1 rRNA gene is annotated in these 2976 nt (G+C 51.7%); it reads right to left on the reverse strand.

What is annotated here, in order from left to right:
• Positions 1-49 precede the first annotated feature (49 nt).
• Positions 50-2970, reverse strand: a 23S ribosomal RNA gene (locus ACSKT4_RS19020).
• Between the last annotated feature and the right edge of the window lie 6 nt (positions 2971-2976).

A 2976-nucleotide genomic window follows, 5' to 3' on the forward strand; every position in this document is an offset into this window, starting at 1 on the left:
AATTATACCCTGAAAACTAAATAAGAGTAAACAAACGATATCAAATAAGTTAGTTAAGTCCTCGATCTATTAGTATCCGTCAGCTCCACGTGTCACCACGCTTCCACCTCGGACCTATCAACCTCATAGTCTCTAAGGGATCTTACTCACTCGAAGTGATGGGAAGTCTCATCTTGAGGGGGGCTTCATGCTTAGATGCTTTCAGCACTTATCCTTTCCACACGTAGCTACCCAGCTATGCTCCTGGCGGAACAACTGGTACACCAGCGGTGTGTCCATCCCGGTCCTCTCGTACTAAGGACAGCTCCTCTCAAACTTCCAACGCCCACGACGGATAGGGACCGAACTGTCTCACGACGTTCTGAACCCAGCTCGCGTACCGCTTTAATGGGCGAACAGCCCAACCCTTGGGACCGACTACAGCCCCAGGATGCGATGAGCCGACATCGAGGTGCCAAACCTCCCCGTCGATGTGAACTCTTGGGGGAGATAAGCCTGTTATCCCCGGGGTAGCTTTTATCCGTTGAGCGATGGCCCTTCCATGCGGAACCACCGGATCACTAAGCCCGACTTTCGTCCCTGCTCGACTTGTAGGTCTCGCAGTCAAGCTCCCTTCTGCCTTTACACTCTACGAATGATTTCCAACCATTCTGAGGGAACCTTTGGGCGCCTCCGTTACCTTTTAGGAGGCGACCGCCCCAGTCAAACTGCCCGCCTGACACTGTCTCCGAACCGGATTACGGTCCTGGGTTAGAAGGTCCATACAGCCAGGGTGGTATCCCACGGATGCCTCCACCGAAGCTAGCGCTCCGGTTTCTAAGGCTCCCACCTATCCTGTACAAGCTGCACAGACATTCAATATCAGGCTACAGTAAAGCTCCACGGGGTCTTTCCGTCCTGTCGCGGGTAATGCGCATCTTCACGCATAGTATAATTTCACCGGGTCTCTCGTTGAGACAGTGCCCAAATCGTTACACCTTTCGTGCGGGTCGGAACTTACCCGACAAGGAATTTCGCTACCTTAGGACCGTTATAGTTACGGCCGCCGTTTACTGGGGCTTCGGTTCAAAGCTTCGGGTAAACCCTAACTCATCCCCTTAACCTTCCAGCACCGGGCAGGTGTCAGCCCCTATACTTCGCCTTTCGGCTTCGCAGAGACCTGTGTTTTTGCTAAACAGTCGCTTGGGCCTATTCACTGCGGCTTCTCATGCAAGAAGCACCCCTTCTCCCGAAGTTACGGGGTCATTTTGCCGAGTTCCTTAACGAGAGTTCTCCCGCTCACCTTAGGATTCTCTCCTCGCCTACCTGTGTCGGTTTGCGGTACGGGCACCTATGATCTGGCTAGAGGCTTTTCTTGGCAGTGTGAAATCAGGAACTTCGCTACTATATTTCACTCCCCATCACAGCTCAACCTTACGCCAGGCGGATTTGCCTACCTGACAGTCTCACTGCTTGGGCGCACACATCCAGTGGTGCGCATTCCCTATCCTACTGCGTCCCCCCATCGCTCATAACGATCATGAGGTGGTACAGGAATATCAACCTGTTGTCCATCGCCTACGCCTTTCGGCCTCGGCTTAGGTCCCGACTAACCCTGAGAGGACGAGCCTTCCTCAGGAAACCTTAGGCATTCGGTGAAAGAGATTCTCACTCTTTTTTCGCTACTCATACCGGCATTCTCACTTCTAAGCGCTCCACCAGTCCTCACGGTCTGACTTCACAGCACTTAGAACGCTCTCCTACCATTGTTCGTAAGAACAATCCGCAGCTTCGGTGATACGTTTAGCCCCGGTATATTTTCGGCGCAGAGTCACTCGACCAGTGAGCTATTACGCACTCTTTAAATGGTGGCTGCTTCTAAGCCAACATCCTGGTTGTCTGTGCAACTCCACATCCTTTTCCACTTAACGTATACTTTGGGACCTTAGCTGGCGGTCTGGGCTGTTTCCCTTTCGTCTATGAACCTTATCACCCATAGACTGACTCCCAAGATAAAGTATCTGGCATTCGGAGTTTGACTGAATTCGGTAACCCGATGAGGGCCCCTAGTCCAATCAGTGCTCTACCTCCAGTACTCAACTCTTGAGGCTAGCCCTAAAGCTATTTCGGAGAGAACCAGCTATCTCCGTGTTCGATTGGCATTTCACCCCTACCCACACCTCATCCCCGCATTTTTCAACATACGTGGGTTCGGGCCTCCAGTCAGTGTTACCTGACCTTCACCCTGGACATGGGTAGATCACACGGTTTCGGGTCTACGACCGCATACTAATTCGCCCTATTCAGACTCGCTTTCGCTACGGCTCCGTGTCTTCCACTTAACCTCGCATACGATCGTAACTCGCCGGTCCATTCTACAAAAGGTACGCCGTCACACATTAACGTGCTCCGACTACTTGTAGGCACACGGTTTCAGGTTCTCTTTCACTCCCCTTCCGGGGTGCTTTTCACCTTTCCCTCACGGTACTGGTTCACTATCGGTCACTAGGTAGTATTTAGCCTTGGGAGATGGTCCTCCCGGATTCCGACGGAATTTCACGTGTTCCGCCGTACTCAGGATACACTCCGGAGAGAATTCCTTTTCGATTACAGGGCTGTTACCTTCTGTGGCTTACCTTTCCAGGTATCTTCATCTAAGGAATTCCTTTGTAACTCCGTATGGAGTGTCCTACAACCCCAAAAAGCAAGCTTTTTGGTTTGGGCTGTTTCCGTTTCGCTCGCCGCTACTCAGGAAATCGCATTTGCTTTCTCTTCCTCCGGGTAATGAGATGTTTCAGTTCCCCGGGTCTGCCTTCCATACCCTATGTATTCAGATATGGATACTGTTCCATTACGAACAGTGGGTTCCCCCATTCGGAAATCCTCGGATCGAAGTCTACTTACGACTCCCCGAGGCATATCGGTGTTAGTCCCGTCCTTCATCGGCTCCTAGTGCCAAGGCATCCACCGTGCGCCCTTATTCACTTAACTAATTAA

It is taken from the genome of Ornithinibacillus liuyingii (assembly GCF_055550225.1).